Genomic DNA, 21,499 nt, shown 5'->3' with positions numbered 1-21,499 from the left:
CCATAATTTTAAGATTAATTGTTAAATAATTTAGTGGATATTTTCTATCCCTAAATTCTAATCTACAAAAATAAAGCCAATAATGACCTATTTATCAGTTAGATAAGTCGTTTTATCTGGTTGAATTTGAAAAATAATGTTGTAAATAGCGATAGGGTATTGATTAAGGCGTTATATAATAATTAATGATGCGAATTTTTTTTAATCAATAAATATCTGCTGATGTCATCGGGAAAAATATATGGGATTTTTTGGGCAAGCTGTATAAATATTGGACAATTTTAAAAAAAAAGGAAGGCCGCTGAAATTTGATTTTCAGCGGCCTTCCTTTTTTTTAATTGAGTTGAAATGCTTTAAACTTTAATCAGTTTTTCACGTTCCTCAGCTTCTTTTAACTCCTGTTGCATCACTTTTGCGATTTGCGTACTGCCGTCATGACTCCATCCCGGAGGATTAAACATATACCCGAGTTTGTTCTTTAATCCAGGCGCGCGTTTCACATCTGCTGTCATGGCTTTGAACTCATGAAAAACAATATTTACCGGCCCTGTATCCTCAGGTTGGTGTGTCAAACCATAAACAATTTCATCTTCAGGAAGTTCTTCCTGAAAAGTGCCAAACAACCTGTCCCAGATAATTAAGACCATGCCCATGTTTTTATCCAGATAGCGGATATTGCTGGCATGATGTACCCGGTGGTGAGACGGAGTAACCAGGAAGTATTCTATGATCGGATGTAATTTTCCGACCGCCTGCGTATGCACTGCATTTCCATACAACTGCGTAACCAGGTAGGCAAAAAGGATGTCTATTGCTGAGAAACCCATAAATGCCAGTGGCAAATAAAAGAATACCCGGTACAATGGTTCAAAAACCGTAGACCTGAATCCTGTGGTCAGGTTAAATAGGGGTGACGAATGATGTGTAACGTGCATCGCCCAAAAAAACCTGATATAATGACCTGAAGTATGTAATACCCAATACAACAGGTCTTGTGCAAGTACCAGTACTACCCAGTAGACGAAAAGATTTTTAATTTCGAACAGGTGGAACTGATAACAGTAATTCAATAAAAAGAACGTAGCTGTTTTAGTCGATATATTGATTAAAAAAGCCAGGCCCATCAGGTATACGTTTGTCCACGTATCCCTTTTAGCATATAACTTCCTGTCGTGCATGTAACTGATGTACATTTCCACGACGGAAATCACAATCAGCAGACCGAATAACAGGGAGAGCGTTATATTTCTAGGATCATTTAGCATAAGTTAAATTGTAATATTCCAAACTCTCGACGATGTCGCTTTCTGAAACTCTACAGTTGTAAGTACATTTTCCAATGCTTTGCAATAATGAAAACAGTACATTACCATGTTCATTTTTCTTATCGCTCTGCATTAATACAGAAAGTTGGGCGAACGATTTTTCTTTAATTTTATAAGCAGGGTACACTTTAGAGATATACTGACGTATTTCTTCCAGCTCTTCTGCACTAAGGGTACTGTTTTTATGAGAAAGATAAGCTTCACATATCATTCCGATAGCAATAGCTTCTCCATGAGTCAATGGCTTTTTATCTTTGCTCAAAGAATAACTTTCAACAGCATGGCCGATGGTATGACCAAAGTTTAAGATCTTGCGTAAACCCTTTTCCTGGGGATCAGCGGTTACAACTTCATTTTTAATCTCTACCGAACGGTGTATCGCTGCGGTTGTTATGTTTTTATAGTCAGCAGCCTTTAATTGATGATAGTATTCGTGATCTACAATTAATCCGTGTTTAATCATTTCCGCGAATCCTGAAAGCAATTCCCTTTGTGGTAATGTTTTCAAAAATTCTGCTTCAATGAATACAGCTTGTGGTAAACTGAAAGTACCGACCATGTTTTTTACATTATCAATGTCAATACCAGTTTTCCCGCCCACAGAAGCGTCAACCTGCGAAAGTAATGTGGTAGGGATATTGATAAAATCCACCCCACGCTTGTACGTAGCGGCTACAAAACCACCCATATCCGTAATTACGCCACCACCAAGGTTAATAACCAGGCATTTGCGGTCTGCGCCAAAATCGAGTAAAGTTTTCCAGATACCGATACAAAAATCAATGTTCTTATTCTCTTCACCCGGATCAGTCTCGATCAGGTCAAACCCGCTAAAATCATCCAGCATGTCCCTGAATACAGGCAAACAAAGTTCTGCCGTATTCCGGTCTGCGAAAACAAAGACATTGCTGTACTTTCCGTTTTCAATGATTTCTGCTAAGGGTGCTAACCTGGTATCAAAATATATATTGTGACCAGCACTTTCCAGTTTATTCATTATACTATTTTTATTTGGTTGCCCATAAAATCAACAACATCACCGATACGTACTTTTAAACGCTTGCGGTAATCTACATTGCCGTTATACTTTACCAGACCATCTTCTACCACTGTTTGCGCTTCGCCGCCACTTTGAACAAGTCCGGTAGCTTTTAGCAAAGAAATAAGGGGAATAAATTCGCCTTCTAATTTAAATTCTATCATTGTACTGCAAATTTACAATTATTTATAAAGGGTTTTGCAAATGATAGTCCCGGAATTTATATTTTTGCGTCCGTTTGACTAATACATCAATCCAAATGCAAGTATCCCCAGGGAAAAAACTAAATTTTGACAATACGGAGATAGCTTTTCGTAATAAATCAAAATCAGAACTAAACAGCGCATACTGGTTATTTAAAATAATGAGTAGCAATTTTTTGACGCAGGTAGGCCCGCCTGTGACAAATTTATTTTTAAACATCGGATTACCGATTCAGGGTATCATCAAATCTACCATCTTCAAGCAATTTTGCGGTGGAGAGACTATCGCAGAGTGTGAGCGTACAATCGGTCTGTTAGCTGATGGAAAAGTAGGTACGATCCTGGATTATTCTGTAGAGGGTGAAGAAGAGGAGCACGTATTTGATTTTACCTGTGCAGAGATTATCAGAACGATAGACCGGGCAGCAGGCGATAAACGCGTACCTATTACTGTCTTTAAAGTGACGGGTATCGGACGTTTCGGCTTACTGGAAAAACTGGACGCTAAAGCTGAACTTTCAACAGAAGAGAAAGCTGAGTTTGAAAAAGTAAAGCATCGTTGTGAGCGGATTTGCAGAACAGCATTTGAAAAGGATGTACCTGTAATGATTGACGCGGAAGAAACCTGGATTCAGGACACGATCGATGCGCTGGCTTTAGATATGATGATCTTATTCAACAAAGAAAAACTGATCGTTTACAATACTTATCAATTATATCGTCATGATAAACTTGCGCATTTAAAAGCTGATCATCTGGTTGCTAAAGAAGCAGGTTTTATTTTAGGTGCTAAAATTGTTCGTGGTGCTTATATGGAAAAAGAGCGTAAAAGAGCAGCCGAAAGGGGTTACCCTTCTCCGATTCAGCCAGATAAAGAAACAACAGACAGAGATTATAACGCGGCTATCACTTACTGTGCAGATCATGTAGAGCAGATTGGTGTAGTTTGCGGAACGCATAATGAAGCCAGCTGCAGAGTATTGGCTGAATTGCTTGATGCGCATCAAATTAATCATAACCACCCACACGTTTATTTCGCCCAGTTATTGGGAATGAGCGATAACCTGAGTTTCAATTTATCTGATGCAGGATATAATGTAGCTAAATATGTGCCTTATGGGCCAGTTAAAGCTGTTATGCCGTATTTATTCAGGCGTGCGCAAGAGAATACCTCAGTTGCCGGACAAACCAGCAGAGAGCTTGATTTGATTGCAAGAGAGAAGCAAAGAAGAAACGGGTAATTCCTTAAATTATAATTAAAAACCGTCTTGTATTAAGTTATAAGACGGTTTTTGCTGTTTATAGGTTTTTGTTTGAGCCTGTTATAAGTAGCTTGTACAAGGGAACATTATAAATTCTTCAGGCGCACTAAAAACCCCTGCTTACATGAAGTAAACAGGGGTTTGGAAAAAGAACTAATTGGTGTGTTTGGGGGGGGATTTTAGCCTAGTGCTTTTGCTGCTGCATAGCCTGGTTAGCGTCAATGCCCAATCCGCTTGCAATCGCCATCCCTAAGCCTATATCAGCTCTGAACCAATGGCAAAGCTGCAGGTTGATGATCTGATCTCTTCTTGGGCCGCTAATACCGCTCATCGCGCCAACAATATTGCTGATTAAATTTTTACGGTCAGCATCACTCATTACTTTACGGTATAAATCACCCGGTTGTGTATAATGATCATTATCACCCGGACCTTCGTTTCTATCAAACCAGTCTGCTACGTTAGATTCTAATTCCCAGGCTGGTTCTTTATAACTTTCATCAGGAATTACATCACCAAAGCTATTTGGATAGTAATTAGGTTCCTCATTTCCGTTATCATCTATCCGCATTTGTCCGTCACGGTGGTAATTATTGACCATGAAAGGGCAGGCGTTGACCGGGATCTGCTCATAATTCACACCTAAACGGTGACGGTGTGCATCTGCATAAGATAATATACGGCCCTGTAACATTTTATCAGGAGAGAAACCAATTCCGTCCACCAGGTTAGAAGGGGCGAAAGCTGCCTGTTCTACATGGGCGAAATAATTTCTTGGAACTTGATTTAATTCAATTTCACCTACGTCTATCAATGGAAACTCACCGTGTGGCCATACTTTAGAAAGATCAAATGGATTCCATCTGAAGGTTTTTGCCTCTTCTTCTGTCATCACCTGGATTTTCATGGCCCATTTTGGGAAGTCTTTGTTATCAATTGCCTCTACTAAATCACGTTGCGAGTGATCCATATCCTGTGTACGCATGGCATCTGCTTCAGGGCCTGTAAAGTTTTTAATTCCCTGCTGGGTTTTAAAGTGGAATTTAACCCACACACGTTCGTTATCAGCATTGATCATTGAATAAGTATGGCTACCAAATCCATCCATATGACGATAAGAGAATGGTGTGCCTCTGTCAGACATCAGGATCATGACCTGGTGAAGACTTTCCGGGTTCAATGACCAGAAATCCCACATCATTGTCGGGCTTTTCAGGTTCGTTCTTGGCTCGCGTTTCTGAGTATGAATGAAGTCACTGAATTTTTTAGGGTCTTTGATAAAGAAAACAGGTGTATTGTTTCCTACTAAATCCCAGTTACCATCTTCTGTATAAAACTTAAGTGCAAAGCCACGCGGATCTCTTTCAGAGTCAGCGCTACCTTTTTCGCCACCTACGGTAGAGAAACGTAAAAACATTTTACAGGTATTGCCAATTTGATTGAAAATCTTTGCTTTTGTATACTTTGATATATCATGGGTGATTGTCAGTGTACCATATGCGCCTGTTCCTTTGGCATGCACTACTCTTTCAGGGATACGTTCCCGGTTAAAGTGGGCCATTTTCTCATGTAATACAAAGTCTTGTAATAATAAAGGGCCTCTTCTGCCTACAGACTGAGAGTTCTCATGTTCGGCATAAGGCCTGCCGGATGCAGTTGTTAATTTGCGCGTTGGTTTATTCGTTTCTTCCATGGTTATTTCGTTTTGCTTTGATAAAAGTAGCTAGTATTCTAACGGTATCCCAACACCTAATTTCTATACTGATATAGCGTATGTCTATTAAGTTTTATATTATTATCAATATCAGCTATTTAACTTTGAAGGGCTGCCTGCCCATCATCAAGTCGCCGAATAATAAAAAATCACTTGCCAGGCTGAACAATGGGTATTTAAAGGTGGCTGGCTTATTTTTCTCAAAAAAGAAATGTCCTGCCCATGCAAATCCATAGCCGACAACTGGTATGAGTGCAAAGAAGATGAAATTGTGGAAAAGCATGGCTGTAATAAAGCAGAGGCCGATAAGTCCTGTTCCTATGAAGTGTAATATCCTGTTTGTGGTATTCTGGTGTTCCTGCAGATAAAACGGGTAAAATTCTTTGATTGTTTTGTATTTATGATCGGGCATTTGTTGATTGTTGTTCATCTATATTAATATACCATTACTTTTTAAGAATGCGCCGAGGTTTTCTGGCTTTTCTGTCATGAGTAAGGTTTGTAGTCCTGCTTTCTTTGCGCCTTCCAAATGACCTGGGGTATCGTCTATAAATAACGTCTCTGCGGGATTAAGATTATTTTCTTTAATCACTTGTTCAAATATTTCTATATGTGGCTTACGGAGCTTCATGAGCTGGGAGTAATAGGCTTTCTCGAACAGGTGATCATTGCTGGGTACGTTATGTTCTTTTTGGAGATAGTCCATGATATAGTCGTAATGGATCTGATTAGTGTTGCTCAAAAGAAAAGTTCTGTAATTTTTCTTTGTTTCAAGCAGTACCTGATGCGTATCAGGGTGTACACCGATCAATAAACTGTTCCATGCGCCATCAATTTGCTGGTCAGTTAGTGCTGAATTTTGTGCAATTTCTCTGATTCCGTCTCTGAATTGAGCAGGAGTGATGGCTCCAGTCTCTAATTCATTAAATATTTTATGGTGTCCTGAATGACCGAAAAAAGTTTCTATATTTGGTATACCGATTTGTGCCAGAGAGTTTTGCGTAATTCTGAAGTCGATTTCAAAGATCACATTTCCGTAATCGAAGATTATATTCTTAATTTTTTGCATAAAGTATTTTTAAAATTCGATACAAATATGTAACATTGCACTCGCAAAATCTAATAGATTTTACGCGGGCCATTAGCTCAGCTGGTTAGAGTAGAAGACTCATAATCTTTTGGTCGATGGTTCGAGCCCATCATGGCCCACTGCTTAAAAAGCCGCTTTTCTGAAAAGAGAAGCGGCTTTTTTCGTTTCTAAACGTAGGTATTTTTAGCCTTCAGCACTGGTTTTGGCAGTCGTCCATAAGTCAGGTTCAACAAGGATTTTTGTTTAACTGCACGCAAAAGTGTAACGTAAATGTAACGTAACTTGTGTGCCAAGCAACCATTTTTATGGCAACTGTTAGTGCTAAAATTTATTCCCATCACTCTAGGATTGATGGAACGTTTAATGTTAAAATTTGTGTTTACCACAAAAAGGAAAGAAAATTCTTTGATACCACCCACTATCTTTCCCAGAAACAATTGACAGCAGATTTTACAATTAAAGACAAGTTTATTCTAAAAGTCATCGATGACGAACTTTTAGAACACAGGTCCACAATAAGTAATCTCGGGATTAAGTTAGATTCGCTCTCTTGCGAGGCTCTGAGAGATTATTTGAGTAAAAAAGGAAAAAATATAGATTTTATAGCATTCAGCCGAGAACATATAGCGGTGTTAAGATCGGAGAAACGAAATGGTTCTGCAAATAATTTTCGTACTGTTGTTAATAGCCTTTGTGACTACTTTCGAAGAACAAGCGTGCCGATTGAAGAAATAAATTCAAACATGCTTTTTTCTTATGAAAAGTGGCTTAAAGCTCCAAGGTCCATGGTTAGAATAAATCAGCTCGGTAAAGAAGTTATGTCTACTCAAAATGGGTTAAAAAAAGGAGGGCTTTATAATCATTTGAGAGATCTTAGAACGCTATTCAATGAAGCCAAAAGAACATATAACAACATAGACTTTGGATTAATCTTGATTAAACATTACCCTTTTGATACATACAAACTGGGATCGTCACCAAAAACACAGAAGCGATGTCATACGATTGAGCAAGTACGAGCAATTAAAACTTGCAAACCTAAACCAGGAAGTAGGGCCGAGCTCGCGCGTGACTTTTACATGTTGAGTTTTTATTCATGTGGGGCGAATGCATGTGATTTTTATAACTTTCTCGACTTATTGAAACCGAAAAGTAAAAGGTGGGACTACAACAGGTCAAAAACATCTGGACAGAGAGAGGACAATGCTTTTTTTAGCGTTAGAATTCTCCCGGAAGCAAGGAAGATCATAAACAAATACATTGGCGTTTTGAAGGTCAGATACTGTGCAGAAGACGCCTTTAACACAGCACTATCCATGGGTTTTAGAGACCTGAATAAAATTCTTGGATTTAAAGAAATCACCATGTATTGGGCAAGACATAGTTTTGCCAATATTGCGAGGAATAAATGTGGTATATCTAAGGATGATATTGGAGAAGCTTTAAATCACGTCAACGAAGAACACAAGACAACAGACATTTATCTGGATCGAGATTGGTCTATTGTTGACAAGGTTCAAGAACAGGTTTGTCTCGCTCTGCAAGGTAAACTCAGCCTCGTTAAATCGCTTGAAACGGGATATTTCGAAGATGGCAATTACTTTGAAGAGATAAACATTGAACGAGACACTACTGTATCAGAAGAATATTCAAATCAGAAACATAAACAGTTTGATGAGTTTGTCAATTATCTACTAAGTATTGGTTATGAGAAGCAGCGTGACAACAATTCCTTTGGGCATTTAAAGCTTACAAAGAAAATTGATGAATTTCAGATTTGCTCAATTGCGGTCTATCCAGGAGGTGAGTTACAGATGATTGGTGTTCCGTTATTATGTTCAACTGAAAGTCCAAAGATCCCGGTTGAAAGTAGATCACTTTTTGACACCAAGGTTATAAAACCGAATTTAAGCGAATTTCAAATAGTAGAAAGGGTTATGACCCGAAGTCAAATTAGTTATTCCCCGATCACTAGCAGCCGAATATAAATTTTTTGAATCATAATCACAGCTTTTGTTAGTTCGGTCTCTTTGAAACAGCTGAAATCAAACCTCATGTTGTATACTTTAGGTTGAAGCCTCTGCTTTTCAGGAAACAAAGGGATAGGGAATCCGGCCTTTGACAGGTAATTTTAATTGTTAGGAAGCAGTAGATTAATGAGAATAGCTATCATCTGTACTCATTAATCTACTCTTTTCTCGAAAAAGCGTGTTAGTTCGCTAACCCCCAATTCCAATCATTTCTTTATAAGGAAAATGCACTTTAGTCTGTGACAGCTGAATAAGCAAGACGGATAAGATTCCTATTTAATATAATATCTTTTTTCGATATTAATTATTACTTTTAGTAATCTACTTATAAACATAAATCAACTTGTATGTCATCGTTTAACACACACCTAAGTTTTAAGGATAATCCAGTTGCTAAGTATAGCGTTATGCAATGCAACTATTCATTTCATCAATTGCTAGATGATAAAAGTAGGCCTTCAACACCTGCAAGGGGTGGTAACATAATGGTGCAAATTAGCACTCCACCAGATACTTTACTATTAAAATGGATGGTTGACAGTTATAAAGTCAGGTCGGGAATGATCACATTCTACAAGATTGATGAAGAGACTGCATTCCAGAGAGTTGCTTTTATTGATGCCTATTGTGTTGAGTACCACACTCATTATAATGCAATTGGATCTGCTAGCATGACAACGACGATAATTATAGCCGCAAAAAGTTTAACTATTAATGGTGTTGATCATAACAATGATTGGCCAGTTTAATCTTTATTTATATGGTAAATAAGGGGAAAATTATCTTTGTGAACGGATATTGGAATGGTGGCCCGATTGGTTCGATAATGAAATCAACGGAGCCCGGTAAACGTTATTGGGGCTCTAAAGAAGGAGGTTTCAAAGAATTTGAGAAAGCCGCAGAGCGTTTTTTCAGTTTATATGAAGCTCCTAACACACATATATATCTTGACGGATCATCATTTATGGGTGGGGATAGTGATGGAGCAGACCGGTTTAACAAGGGGCTAACAGATCTTAGAGTTTTTGATGATGCATATTTTAAAAGGTATATTGAAAATGCAGATAAAAAGGGCATTTATTCCGGGGCGAATATTAGCAAAATTGAACAGCATAATAAAAACGCAAGATCTATACATGGTAATTTATTGGAGGGAATGGATAAAAGAAAGCATGCCTTTTATATGGTTACCCATAGTGAAGGTGGTGGATATGGTGCAGGATTAGCAAAGTTCTTAATAAAAGAAGGGTGGAAAGTTGACACTGTTGTGCACCTATCTACCGATGAAGCAGAAGATTTTGATACTCCACCGCAGCCTATGACATATCAGCTAGGTTTTGAAACGGGCTGGCTAAAAGACTACATTACAGGAAACTACAGGATCAAATCCGGAGTCGATAAATGGGGAATTGCAAATGACTCCAATTTAACATGGAAGAGTGTACATGGATATAGTAAAAATGAAGAAGTCTTTCCTTACCTAGAAGATCTAAGGTCAGTTGTTATAGGTATGTTTATGGAAAAGGGAAGAATTATTTGGAAGCAAAAGCCCGAATCTACCCCAAACGGAACAAAATTTGGCTCTGTAAATGGAATTCGATTAAATTATATACCAAAACATTAATATGAAACGAGCAATAATAGTTGTATTGATAATTTTAATTGCCATATTCTCAGTTTTGTTTTTAAATAACTTTTTCCATGGTGTATACCAAACTACTGAATATGGATATAAAGTTAAATTGACTGCCCAAGAATCAACACTAGAAAAACAATTAGCTACCAATTATAAATGCGATGTTTCGTTTACGCATAGTGGGCCTGCAATCGCCAAGAATAGAACGAATGGCACTTTCTATGTTATCCTTGAGAGTAAAAAGAAGGATTTTCTGGAATCCTACTGCCTGAAAGATAGTTTGTTCTTAGATTCTCTGTCCAAGTCAATTGCCAAGAAGGTCTATTCTGCTATAAGTCACAAGAATAATTATGATAAAATCCACATATTTTACAGAGAGTCAAGGGATTCGGAATATTGTAATAAGCTGATCGAAATCCCAACTAAAGACTTGATAGATTAATTTTGATTATCGGAGCAACCTATGTAAATTACTCGTTTCATATTCCGTAAATAAATTGTCAATTGATTTATTAACGAATAGACAAACGCTTATATTCAAATATGAAATTAGAAATAGATACAACGTTTAACCTAATACAAGTAATGTGTTATTCAGTGGCTATGAAAGTCATTTGTCTAAATTTTCCTTCCATATTTAACAATGGTTCAGGTAAAAGGGAAAAAGAAAATTCCGGCATTCAGTCCGAGAACAGAAAACAATGATGAGTTGACCAGGACCATTGTTCAATCAGTAGATGGGGAACTAAAAATTAAATTGGGAAATATAGATGACTTAGTGTATGGTCACGAGAATACAAAACTGTCGGTCCGTTTCCGGATACCATCATTTAAACCATTACATGTTTATAAAGCATTGGTGAAAATTGGCCTTTCCATATTGCCAGTAGATCGTCTAGAAAAATACAGGGCTTTGTTTGACTGGCTACTTGGGAAAACATCTGCGTCGGCTTACATTCCAATTGTTTACATCACTAAAGTAGTCAATAGAAAGTTTGCAGATCCTTTCGCAGAGCTTTATGAAGCAAATTGGATTTTCAAAGATGGTGGTTTTCATCTGAATTAACGCTGATCGTTAATTTTGGTAATATGGTAACACAGATCTTTCTACCCTTGTCTGCTCATTTTGACTACTTAAGATCCAACCAAAAGTCGCCCTGTCTTGAAATATATCCAGCTTCCGCTATATACAATCAAAATAAGGAAGATTATAAGAACGCTAACTTCTTGACGTTGTTAAAATAGATTATAAATTTAAATATGTCGATCTATCCTCTAACGAAACTAAGATTAGAGATGAAGTTATTGATCTTTCCTATATATCTTTTGAACGGACGGTATAGAAAGTACCATAGCGAAAGTTGCGGTTTTTAATCAATTAAGTATTTGATGGGTTGTTGGATTTCTGTGATAACGGAAAATTATCTGGATTGATGATTAATTGAGTAAATTGCTGAATGTTCCATTTGCTTTACAACTGGATCGATCTTGACTGCCCATCGTGTGGCTATAACTTTGATGTAATGGTCAGGGACATTAAATTGGAGGAACTTTGCTTCTGCCATAACTGTAAAAAAATAATTCACCTAGTCGATGCAGACTCCACTTTTCATACAGGATTAAACCAAGTGGATCAAGTCGTGAAGGATTTGGAGAAAGCTTTAAAAAATATGTTTAAATAATGTACTATAATCATAACCTGAGAGTAAATTTGAAAGAGTGGCGGAACCGAGTAATGAAATCCAGCCATGATCAGTTTAACAATTCGCATAAGTATTTTTTGATAAAGTAATAAATACACCCGCTCTGCTGTCGATCTTATCTGAAAGCACTTATGTTCCAAGTGAGACTGTTTTTGTGCTTGATACTGATCAATTTAGTTGTCTAACTTTTGATAGCGAGGAAGAAGAAGCGGTTTACAAATTTCATTTGATTGGATACTTTTTATCAAAACCTAGAACAAATCCACAAGGCCTTCTTTGGGAGTTTTGCACTGCTTCTAATAACAATGATAAGGTGATTGAATATGTCGAGTTGATCATAGATCCCATAGTCAATTATCTTAACGATGTGTTGGGTGAATCCAGTTCTGTACTTTTTTTGCTGGAAAAATATAAACTCAGATGCGAATGGTTTTTTAAAGCAAAACTGAATGTACTATATACATCTAACAGCAAGACTGGGGAAAGCAAACTTGAAGACAATCTAAGGTTATTTCTATTTGATCAGGGTATTGAATTCCCTTTCTCAACACCCTTGTCAGCATCAGGGCGGGCGGATGTCGTGAGTATGTTACACACTGAAGATCCTATTGTGTTGGAGATCAAGATTACGGATGAAAGTAAAGGATATGGACTAAACAGAATAAAAGGAGGTTTTGCCCAAACAGTAAAATATGCAGATGATTATCATAAGAACATCGGATATTGGTTGTGTTTAATTTTGATGCGATAAAATTCGAATTAACAGGGACTGAAAAAGATAATACCTGGCCGCAAAGGGTCAATTTTAGAGATAAGATCTTTTACATCATTTTCATCAATTTGCACGGCGGAGAGTCGGCCAGTAAAGCGGGCGGCATTAAAAAGAAAACCATAACTATAACTGAATTGATTTCTGAAGTCAAGGACTAGGTTAAATCTGGTTCATATCAATTTTGTTATTTGGCATTTATCATAAAGAATCACCGCGTATTTATTATGCAATTTTTTTAGTCAAATCAGTGATTAAACGTAAATCAGACAGGAAATGGTTCGAGAAGCGCCCACTTGGGTCACTGCTTAAAAAGCCGCTTTTCTGAAAAGAGAAGCGGCTTTTTTCGTTTCTAAACGCGGGGTTTTGTGTTTAAGGGCCATTTCTGTTTTGAGGAAGATTTGTCTGATTGAATGGGGGTTATTCTGTTGATTGTAACGGTTTGTATTAATACAGGATCAAGTCATAAACTTGTGGATCAGGGATTAAATTTCAAGTTTTGGGTTTGATATTTTCTTAGTTCAAAGCAGCTGGTTACGATTCGTTAATAAGATGATTACTTACTGATTTTATAGTTCAATTTATCATTATTAAACGTTCAAGAGGGGTAGGAGAGGCATTTAGAACTCTTGATGATGCAAAAATTGTTCGTTTGATTTATCCTACAACAGATATAAATCCTCCATTGAAAACTGATCTGAAAAAAGCTCCACGCTTACAATTCCTGGATACAGGATTAGTTAACTATTCTCTCGGAATACAAGCAGAAATGCTGGCAATGCAAGACTTGAACAGCGCTTATAAAGGTGCGGTTATACCGCACTTAGTTACACAAGAGCTTATATCCCTGCTAAGTATTTCAGCGAAAACGCCCAGTTTTTGGGTTAGAGACAAAAATACTTCAAGCGCTGAAGTTGATTTGCTCTATTCTTATCACGGCTTAATCTTTCCAATAGAGATAAAATCGGGAAGTACAGGGAGTTTAAAATCACTTCACCTGTTCATTGATGCAGTAGATCATCCTTATGCTATTCGAATGTATGCAGGCACATTCAATGTAGAGAAAGCAATCACGCCAAATAAAAAGCCATATCTGCTGATGAATTTACCATATTATGCAGGTACATCTTTACCACAATATATTGAGTGGTTTATTCAGCAGGAACTATAAAGTCCATCGTCTTTTGAGAGATATTCCGAGTTCATGATAGCTAAAGAGTTTGGGTCCCCTGCTTAAAATTAACCACTTTAGCTTGGAATCATAAATTGTTTAATATTTGTTTTTTATAATCTGATGGTGAAATACCTGTTACTTTTTTAAACATCCTGGTAAAGTATGCCGGATCGTCAAAATTAAGTTCATTTGCAATTTCAGCCACATGCTTTCCCATATCCTGAAGTAAAATCCTGCTTTGTAAAACTGTAACTTCAATGATGAATTTTTTTGCTGATTTGTTTAAAATCTGGTTAGAACATCTATTCAGATAGTTTTCAGTAATGGCCATTTCCCTGGCGTAATAGGAAACACTTTTTTCCTGTACAAAATTTCTATAGACCAGCTCCTTAAAGCGAAGGGCGATTAAATGGCTCTGTGAAAGCACAAAATGCCGGTCAGATAAGCTTAACAGTTTTTGGAACATTGCCTGCAGTAATGGGGTAATGACCTGCATGTCCATTTTATTTTCCTGATATTCATGTAATAGGAGCTCACCTAATGCGCCAATATATGCACTTGTTTTTTCATTCAGTTTGATAATAGGGTTGATGTCGAACAATTTAAGCAAATCTTGTCTGGAAAGAATTTCATTTAATATATCGTTCTCAAAGACTACAATTGTTCCCTCCGGATCAGCAGATACTTCATTCATTCCAACTACGTGACCCGCACCAACAAAAACAACTGCAGGAGCCTCAATACATTTTATCTCTGTACCCAGTTGTTTTTTAATGAAACCACTTTTAAGATAAATAACATAGTTGTAATCCGGCCGGAAAAGTGTGGTTGGTGTTTTTAAGAATTTAGAGTGGTTTTGATAATCGTATACCTGTACCATTGCGTTCTTAAACTGCACAGTCGAATAGGTATTTACAAAACGACTGATATATTCAGCGGATGATATGTGTTTAATTCCTTTAGTCTTTGGGGCATCCATTGGCAACAGCTCTAGCAGTACCATGCAAAAGTAGACAATTGGAAAACATAAATCGGTTTGGATGTGGATTGAATGCACGAAAAGTACCAGTATTTTTCGGGTTTGCTCATCAGGCGCGATTGTAATGAGGGTAGTTTTGCACGGACGAAAAATTAATCCGTAATGAAATTTGAAACCCAGTTTATTCTAATACCAATTTTATTATTTAGCGTTTTTACCAGTAAAGGACAAAGTTTTACCCAGGATGAAAATGTAAAACAACTTTCTTTAGAAGAAGCACTTACATTAGCCGGAGCAAAGAATAAATGGATAGATATTGATAAAATAGAAGAATCAGCTGCACAAGCCGAGAAAAAAGATACCAGGCTAATGGCGCTCCCGCAGTTTGAAGCAAAAGCGTCTTATCTTCGTTATTCAAGTCTGTCTGTATATGAAGATGGTTTAGGGGGACGCAACTCTGCTCCAAGGTATCCAACACCAAACGAGGCCAGTTTAGGATTGGAAGGCAATTTTAATGTATATAGTGGAGGGAGAATAAAAGCCATACAAGAGCAGCAATCTGTTAAAACCGATATAGCTTCTTTGAATGTAAAAGAACGATCTGGCAGTATTAAATTACAGGCGGCTTCTTATTATCTGGGACTGATCAGGTTATATGACCTTAAAAGGTTTACCACCGATCAACTTAAGCGGGCAGAGCTTCGCCTGAAGAATATTACAACACTTTACAAAAATCAAAAAGTAACGAAAAGTGATGTATTGAGAGCAGAGGTGATGTTGTCAAATGTTCAGCTTGATTTAGCTTCAACAGAGAATGATATTAAGATCTCGGGTCAAAAGCTAGCCGTTCTGCTGAACCTGTCGCAATCTACCCTTATCCTTCCCAAAGATTCTGCCGCCATGATTAAACCTTCTGCCGATGAATTAGAAGCTTTAGTAAAAACCAAAGGTGAGGGGGCATTTAATATATTAAAATCGGATCAATCGATAGCGTTAAATCAATCTATCCTCAAACTAACCAGGAGCTATAACCTGCCAACTTTAAACCTCGTGACGGCCTATGGTTTCAACTATCCGAATTTTCTTTTTAAACCGGCAGTGGACCAGCTATATGCTATCGGTTTCGTTGGAATAAAAGCGCAGTACAGTATTTCTTCTTTGTACCAGAATAAGCACAAAGTTGCAGCAGTAAAATGGCGTTTAAATAGGGCCGAAAAAGAAAAAGAAGCTCAGCTGGACGATAAACTTCAGGAAATTGAAGGTTATTATATTAAATATAGCGAAGCCCTAAACCGGATCGGGGTGAATCAAAAGTCTATTCAGCAGGCTAAAGCGAATTATGAAATCATGAGCACCAAATACTTTAACCAACTCGCACTACTGACCGACTTACTGGATGCTGATAACCTGTTTCAGGGTTCAAGGTTCAATTTGGTCAATTCACAAGTAGAAGCAATGATGATCTATTACCGGATGCTTTATTCCACAGGAAGACTTTAAAACAGCAGGACAAAATTTAAGAACTATTAGTGATTATAAAAATGGAAAGAAAAAGACCTCATGCAGGTAATATCACACTCTCAATTGTCGCAGCACTGGTCGTTGTAACGGGTATATTTTACGCGGTCAGTTATTTATTGCGAATGCAAAAATATGAAGAAACCAATGATGCGCAGGTGGAAGCAAACATCAATCCGGTTTCCGCAAGGGCGGGAGGGTATATTAAAAAAGTTTGGTTTAACGAACATCTTCCTGTTCAGGCGGGAGATACTTTAATCACAATCGAGGACCGTGAATATAAAGCCAGGTTGCAGGAAGCGCAGGCTGCAGTTGATGATGCCCATGCACAGCTTAAAATGTTAGATGCCAGCGTCTATGCAGCGGAAGTAGCTACTACAGTCAATAAAGATCAGATTGAAGGTGCTAAAGCACGGCAATGGCAAAGTCAGCAGGACATCAACAGATATAAAAACCTGGTAAAGGCAGAAGCCGTAACTGGCGCTGAATTCGAGCAGGTAAAAGCTCATTATGATGTAGCAGTAAGTGATTTTAACGCTTCAAAAAGCAGCTTGACAGCCAGCAAGGCCAGAATTCTGGAACTTAAATCTAAGACAGGTCTGCTATTGGCTGATTTAAAGAAAAAAGAAGCTCAGCTGGAACTGGCCCGCATTAACCTTTCATATACCGTAATCACAGCTCCATACAGTGGGAGATTGGGAAGAAAAACTGTATTGACTGGCCAGCAGATACAACCGGGACAACCTCTGGTCTATATCATCAATGAAAAAGAAAAATGGGTTACTGCTAATTTCCTGGAAACCCAGGTTGGGGGAATGCACATCGGCCAGGTTGTAGATATTAGTGTAGATGCGCTCGATGGCGCACACTACAGCGGTACTATTGAGGCTATATCGGGATCTACCGGCTCTAAATTTTCATTGCTTCCTCCAGATAACTCAAGCGGGAACTTTGTAAAGATAGTTCAACGCATTCCAGTTAAAATTAAACTCAATCAGGACGATATGAATGCTGTTAAAGTGGGGATGAATGTAATCGTATCTATTCAGAAACAAAGAAAATCATGAGGGGGCCTCAATACTTCAAGAACTGGATCATAGATTGGAACTGGGGTGTCCGTATCGCCCTGTTCCTGATCCTGATGTCTTCGCTGGTTCAATTCGGGGTATTTGCGATGACCCAGAATTACCTGATCTCTTTGCTGGGCTTTCAAAGTGAAGATTTGTCGTTTGGCATGCAGATATGTTATGTTGGTATATTGGGCATACTCCCTATACAGTTCCGCTTTTTGCGCTATTTCGAAACGAGAAATTACCTCATCGTCAACATAACAGCAGGAATTCTGCTCAGTCTGGCTTGTCTGTTCATCAGGGACGTTAATGTGTTTTTCGTTGTCCGGTTCTTACAAGGTATTGTAGTTTGTAATATCGCAGGTTGTATGGTCGTGTTGATCTATTCCAGGCTTAAAACAGAACATATGCAGGCCATTGGATCTTCAGTATTTTACGGGTCTATTTTCAGCAATGGGGTAATTATAGGTATCGCCGCTGCCATGGTAGTGAATAGTTCAGACTGGACCCAGGTGTATGTTTATTCCATCATTTTTCAGCTGGCCACCCTGGTTATCGTATTGCTTGCCTTAAAATCAACCTCAGGCCATAAAAAATATCCGCTCTATCAATTAGACTGGATTGGCTTTGTACTGCTCATTGCTGCAGCAACTTCCCTGACTTATACCATGGTTTATGGCTCAAAATATTATTGGTTTCAGGACAGAAGAATTATAATTTCTTCTCTGGCTGCGGCTTCTGGCACATTATGCTTTCTTTTCAGACAATACCTGATCAGAAGGCCCTTAATTGATTTGAGTATTTTTAAATCGCGCAATTTTGTAATTGGGTTGGTGATACTCGCTATTTATTATGGCTTCAAGGATTCTATCAATCTCATTTACAGTTATACAGGAGGTGTCCTTGGTTGGGGCCCTTATCGATTAATGATCTTAGGACTTTGCAATGTAAGCGGTATTATCCTGTTTATGATTTTATCAGGGCAGTTGATCATCAGGAACCGCCATTCTACTAAAGGGTTTCTGATCGTAGGGTTTAGCATCATGATCATATATCACCTATGGATGTATTTTGTATTCACCCCGGACCTTTCCTTTCCAGATTTAATTATCCCTGTGTTCCTTCAGGGGGCATCTGCAGGACTGATTTTCGTTCCGGTAGTTATTTTCATCCTGTCTTCTGCACCGAAACATACGGGGACTACTGGCATTTTTGTTGCCGCATGTACCCGCTTTAATGCCACCCTTCAATCTATTGCAGGATTTTACAACCTGCAGCTTTACTTTAATAAAGACTATAAAACAGGGATTCTAAACCGGGTGAGCTTTCTTGATTTTGCAACCAGCGAACGGCTAAATAGTTATGTACAAATGTTCAGCTCCAAAGGTTACACTACGGAGCAGGCAACTTCTCTTGCTTACAGTTCTTTGGGACGGGCAGTAGACCTTCAGGCACAGATATTAGGTTACAGGGCGATATTTTTGACTATTGCTATCGTGCTGTCCATTGTCTTGTTTTTAATTGCTGTGATGCCTTCACTCCATAAAACTGTGCTGCATTATAGTAAGCGTATGTTTATCTGGGTGTTTCACAAATAGTGGCCGATTAGCCACAGATTCAATGTTACAATCCTTTTTTATTAATGACTTTTCTGAAAATTTGAGTTGATTTTACGTTTCTAAAAATAGGTTTTCAGTCTTCAGCCCCTGTACCGGGCAAGAGTAACCGACAAACTAACAGGACGACACAATAATCAGATAGCTTAAATAAAAAATGATATTTTTGATGTGCGGCAGAGCGTAGCTTAAACTATGGAAATTTATATTAACAGAGAACATTTATTTAAAGAGATTGAATATCCGAACCGCTACCTTCCCGGTAATCTGCTTAAAAATTCAGCTGTTATCTTTGTTGTTATTCTACTATTTCTTTTATTATTTAAGCCCTTTGGTGTGTCTGCACCGGAACAAAAGATAAACTATTTCTTCATATGTGCTCTTCATGCGTTGTCGCCGGCAATAGTTATTTATACTTATTTTAGAACGCTTAATTATTTAAGAAAGCGGTCACAATCAAAAGGCTGGACCTTACTTCAGGAATACAAACATATAGGAATTGTTCTGATCTTAACAGGCATTGCCGGCTTTTTAATGCGCGACATAATTTATCATAACACCGATAATTTGTCGTGGTATTATTTATGGGAAGAATTAAGGAATAGTTTAGTGGCGGGTAGTTTTTTTTATTTGATTTTTCGGGTAGCCAATTTCTATTTTCAATCCAAAAAAGGTGCTCCGTTTGTTGTTCAATTTATTCCGTTGAGTGTTGAACAGCCAAAAATGGTTATTCAATCTCCGGTCTTTATCAAAACACAAGTTAAACAAGACGACTTTAGTTTGTATTTAAGTGATTTGCTTTTCGCTAAAGCAGAAGGCAATTATATTGAACTCACCAGTTATAAAGATGCTCAGCTCAGTACCGAACTCAAAAGGATTTCCCTTACACAGTTTAATTCACAAATTTCCAGTCACCCTAACTTCTTTCGTTGCCATAGAGCTTATTTAGTGAATATGCTCCTGATCGAAAATGTATCAGGTAATGCTCAGGGCTACTTACTTGCTTTCAAAGCTACCGGCGCAAAGGTTCCTGTTTCAAGGGCACAGTTAGACAGTTTTAACAGCTTGTATGAACAGCTCAAGCAAGAGTATATCACTTAGGCTTGTTGTTCATCACAAAGGCTTGTTACCCGTAACAAGTGCTTGGGAATGTGTTTTTGTTGTTTGTAGGTTTGCCATCAGTACAGAGTTAACCTATCAATCTTAAACAAAAATAAATCATGTCATCATCACTAGAGCCAACTCAATCTGACCAGTTAAACAAGTTATTTTACATCGATAATATTAAAATACTGTTGACTGTTCTTGTGGTGCTCCATCACACATTTATTGCCTACAGCTCTTCCACTGGCTGGTATTATACGCAAAAAACAACCCATATTGGTGCGCTTGTTCCCATGACGATGTTTGTGAGTATAAACCAATCTTTCTTTATGGGCTTTTTCTTTCTGCTATCAGCTTACTTTACAGCCCCTTCTTACGATAGGAAAGGATGCCGGCAGTTTATTATTGACCGTTTGCTGAGACTGGGCATCCCTTTGCTGTTTTATTCTTTTGTATTTTCACCCTTTATCAGTTATTTAGTTTATTATTTTGCTAAGGGTCATTATATAACTTACCTGCAATACTTGTCGGGGTATGATTCCTGGGTAGATTTTGGTGTAATGTGGTTTGTTGCAGCTTTATTGATTTTCATTTTGATTTACGTGGCAGGACGAAGCCTGATCAATATTACATTCAAAAATCCGCTGCCTGCGCCGGGTGCTGGTACTATCTTGCTATTTGCTGTTTCATTGGGGGTGGTAAGTTTTTTGACCAGGATATTATTTCCCGGTGGATGGGTGCTTAAGCCATTGGGGTTTCAATTGGGGCATTTTCCGCAATACATCGCATTGTTTATTGTTGGTTTGCTGGCGTGTCGAAATAAATGGTTTGACGGATTATCCGAACGTACTGGAAAATGTCTCCAATGGTCTGCATGGTTATGTTTGTTATTTTTTCCGTTATTTTTCATTATCCGCGTCAAATTGAATATGCCGGTTTCCTGGTATTCTGGCGGTTTTCACTGGCAGTCGCTATTGTATGCTGTATGGGAACAATGGATAGGGATGTCTATCATAACCGCAATGCTGAGTTGGGCAAAGGGATCGTGGAATATTTCATCGCCACTACTTAATGGGTTATCCCGTTGCTCTTTTGCTGTTTATATTTTTCATCCGATGGTCATAGTTTTGCTAACCCTTGCGGTAAGAAACTGGACGGTTGATCCTGCAATTAAGCTGCTGCTGGTAGCTCCTTTAGCTGTGTTGGGCAGCTTTATGCTCGGTAAACTTATTCTATTGATTCCGGGAGTGAAAAGAATTGTTTAAGC

Annotated in this window: 20 protein-coding genes and 1 tRNA gene; 14 read left to right on the top strand and 7 right to left on the bottom strand. The window is 38.1% G+C overall.

From position 1 onward, the window contains the following. Positions 1-353: 353 nt before the first annotated feature. Genes LY11_RS02125 through LY11_RS02115 form a run of 3 tightly spaced genes read right to left on the bottom strand, consistent with a single transcriptional unit; the run spans position 354 to position 2,528 of the window. Positions 354-1,265 carry a sterol desaturase family protein gene (locus LY11_RS02125; protein ID WP_111632065.1) on the bottom strand — a complete coding sequence of 304 codons (912 nt, stop codon included), beginning with the start codon at positions 1,263-1,265 and terminating at the stop codon, positions 354-356. After that, the gene (gene aroB / locus LY11_RS02120; protein ID WP_111632064.1) at positions 1,255-2,322 is read right to left on the bottom strand and encodes a 3-dehydroquinate synthase; all 1,068 of its coding nucleotides are present in this window, start codon (positions 2,320-2,322) and stop codon (positions 1,255-1,257) included. Before aroB ends, LY11_RS02125 begins: the two co-directional genes overlap by 11 nt. Then, a complete protein-coding gene (locus LY11_RS02115; RefSeq protein WP_068402357.1) occupies positions 2,322-2,528 on the bottom strand; it encodes an RNA-binding S4 domain-containing protein in 207 nt (68 codons plus the stop codon). Before LY11_RS02115 ends, aroB begins: the two co-directional genes overlap by 1 nt. 95 nt (positions 2,529-2,623) lie before the next feature. Between LY11_RS02115 and LY11_RS02110 the strand changes: the two genes are divergently transcribed. Next, complete coding sequence (locus LY11_RS02110; protein ID WP_211321466.1) at positions 2,624-3,808, top strand: proline dehydrogenase family protein; 1,185 nt, start codon at positions 2,624-2,626, stop codon at positions 3,806-3,808. 205 nt (positions 3,809-4,013) lie between these two features. Here LY11_RS02110 and LY11_RS02105 read toward each other — a convergent pair whose 3' ends face one another. The 3 genes from LY11_RS02105 to LY11_RS02095 all read right to left on the bottom strand — a co-directional run bounded on the left by LY11_RS02105 (position 4,014) and on the right by LY11_RS02095 (position 6,612). Continuing rightward, positions 4,014-5,522, bottom strand: a complete 1,509-nt coding sequence (locus LY11_RS02105; RefSeq protein ID WP_111632062.1) for a catalase — start codon at positions 5,520-5,522, stop codon at positions 4,014-4,016. A 115-nt stretch (positions 5,523-5,637) separates the two neighbouring features. Beyond that, entirely contained in the window at positions 5,638-5,973 is a 336-nt protein-coding gene (locus LY11_RS02100) for a DUF962 domain-containing protein (protein WP_245952562.1), read from the bottom strand. Further along, a complete protein-coding gene (locus LY11_RS02095; protein ID WP_111632061.1) occupies positions 5,974-6,612 on the bottom strand; it encodes an HAD family hydrolase in 639 nt (212 codons plus the stop codon). Positions 6,613-6,678: 66 nt separating this feature from the next. Between LY11_RS02095 and LY11_RS02090 the strand changes: the two genes are divergently transcribed. From LY11_RS02090 to LY11_RS02050, 8 genes are all read left to right on the top strand, one after another. Further along, a tRNA-Ile gene (locus tag LY11_RS02090) sits at positions 6,679-6,752 on the top strand. A 186-nt stretch (positions 6,753-6,938) separates the two neighbouring features. Beyond that, positions 6,939-8,621, top strand: coding sequence for a site-specific integrase (locus LY11_RS02085; protein WP_111632060.1), 1,683 nt, complete (start codon positions 6,939-6,941; stop codon positions 8,619-8,621). A gap of 389 nt (positions 8,622-9,010) precedes the next feature. Next, positions 9,011-9,412, top strand: a complete 402-nt coding sequence (tssD, locus tag LY11_RS02080) for a type VI secretion system tube protein TssD (RefSeq protein WP_111632059.1) — start codon at positions 9,011-9,013, stop codon at positions 9,410-9,412. An 11-nt stretch (positions 9,413-9,423) separates the two neighbouring features. Further along, positions 9,424-10,287, top strand: coding sequence for a hypothetical protein (locus LY11_RS02075; RefSeq protein WP_111632058.1), 864 nt, complete (start codon positions 9,424-9,426; stop codon positions 10,285-10,287). Between the two features lies 1 nt (position 10,288). Further along, entirely contained in the window at positions 10,289-10,741 is a 453-nt protein-coding gene (locus LY11_RS02070; protein ID WP_111632057.1) for a hypothetical protein, read from the top strand. A 201-nt stretch (positions 10,742-10,942) separates the two neighbouring features. Beyond that, a complete protein-coding gene (locus tag LY11_RS02065; protein ID WP_111632056.1) occupies positions 10,943-11,365 on the top strand; it encodes a hypothetical protein in 423 nt (140 codons plus the stop codon). A 791-nt stretch (positions 11,366-12,156) separates the two neighbouring features. Further along, positions 12,157-12,753 carry a hypothetical protein gene (locus tag LY11_RS02060; protein WP_111632055.1) on the top strand — a complete coding sequence of 199 codons (597 nt, stop codon included), beginning with the start codon at positions 12,157-12,159 and terminating at the stop codon, positions 12,751-12,753. A 589-nt stretch (positions 12,754-13,342) separates the two neighbouring features. Beyond that, on the top strand, positions 13,343-13,942 hold the full coding sequence (locus LY11_RS02050) for a DUF4143 domain-containing protein (protein ID WP_394340906.1): 600 nt from the start codon (positions 13,343-13,345) through the stop codon (positions 13,940-13,942). Positions 13,943-14,030: 88 nt separating this feature from the next. Here the strand turns inward: LY11_RS02050 and LY11_RS02045 are convergent, their stop codons facing one another. Further along, positions 14,031-14,948 (bottom strand): helix-turn-helix domain-containing protein, encoded by a 918-nt coding sequence (locus tag LY11_RS02045; RefSeq protein ID WP_111632053.1) that lies wholly within the window; start codon positions 14,946-14,948, stop codon positions 14,031-14,033. A 138-nt stretch (positions 14,949-15,086) separates the two neighbouring features. On the opposite strand from LY11_RS02045, the gene LY11_RS02040 reads away from it, so the two are divergent. From LY11_RS02040 to LY11_RS02020, 5 genes are all read left to right on the top strand, one after another. Next, a complete protein-coding gene (locus tag LY11_RS02040; protein WP_111632052.1) occupies positions 15,087-16,424 on the top strand; it encodes a TolC family protein in 1,338 nt (445 codons plus the stop codon). Between the two features lie 41 nt (positions 16,425-16,465). Further along, positions 16,466-17,509, top strand: coding sequence for an HlyD family secretion protein (locus LY11_RS02035; RefSeq protein ID WP_211321465.1), 1,044 nt, complete (start codon positions 16,466-16,468; stop codon positions 17,507-17,509). Beyond that, positions 17,506-19,110 (top strand): MFS transporter, encoded by a 1,605-nt coding sequence (locus LY11_RS02030; RefSeq protein ID WP_111632051.1) that lies wholly within the window; start codon positions 17,506-17,508, stop codon positions 19,108-19,110. Before LY11_RS02035 ends, LY11_RS02030 begins: the two co-directional genes overlap by 4 nt. Positions 19,111-19,323: 213 nt before the next feature. Further along, positions 19,324-20,229 (top strand): LytTR family DNA-binding domain-containing protein, encoded by a 906-nt coding sequence (locus LY11_RS02025; protein ID WP_111632050.1) that lies wholly within the window; start codon positions 19,324-19,326, stop codon positions 20,227-20,229. Positions 20,230-20,348: 119 nt separating this feature from the next. Further along, positions 20,349-21,497: an acyltransferase family protein gene (locus tag LY11_RS02020; protein ID WP_111632049.1), complete on the top strand. Its 1,149-nt coding sequence runs from the start codon at positions 20,349-20,351 to the stop codon at positions 21,495-21,497. The last annotated feature ends 2 nt before the right edge of the window (positions 21,498-21,499 follow it).

This window comes from Pedobacter cryoconitis, assembly GCF_003259615.1.
GTDB lineage: Bacteria > Bacteroidota > Bacteroidia > Sphingobacteriales > Sphingobacteriaceae > Pedobacter > Pedobacter cryoconitis.
The sequence above is the reverse complement of the archived record's forward strand: the minus strand, read 5'-3'. Positions and strand labels throughout refer to the sequence as shown.